Genomic DNA, 540 nt, shown 5'->3' on the forward strand with positions numbered 1-540 from the left:
GATGTCATGACTTTTAACATCAACTTCTGACTTATATTTATCGCCCCACTCGTCCTTGTAACTCACACTGCTGTCACCTGCATCAAGATAGCGATAGCTGAGGTCCAGAGCGATATCCGGGGTTACGTCATAGCGGACACCCGCGCCAAGGCTCCATGCGAAGTTGTCAGCAGAGCCTGAACGTGACAACGATTCGCGACCACTGCTTCCGTACTCATAATCCCAGGTACTGATACCGGTTGTTTTCTGGTGAATTCTGGCGTAGCCAATCCCTGCGGATACCCATGGTGTGAATGCGCTGTCATTCCGGAAGTCATAGTACGCATTCAGCATTAGTGTGTTGACTGACACCTCATTCTTCAGGTCATCACGCCAGTAACCACCTGACCAGCTGTCTTTATCTACGTTATACTTCGAATCAGCTTTTCCACGAGCGTAAAACTCCAGTTCTGTACGAACCGGAATACTGAACTGCGGATAAAAATCATAACCGGCCGCAATACCGCCACTGAATACCGTATCATGGTCATCGCCGCCTTT

1 protein-coding gene is annotated in these 540 nt (G+C 49.1%); it reads right to left on the reverse strand.

The window, feature by feature from the left end; all coding sequences use genetic code 11:
- Positions 1-540: outer membrane protein (locus F1381_RS27960; protein WP_151738075.1), on the reverse strand; the 540-nt coding region annotated here is incomplete at both ends.

It is taken from the genome of Paenibacillus tengchongensis, from assembly GCF_008973665.1.
Classification (GTDB): Bacteria; Bacillota; Bacilli; order Paenibacillales; family Paenibacillaceae; genus Paenibacillus_AQ; species Paenibacillus_AQ tengchongensis.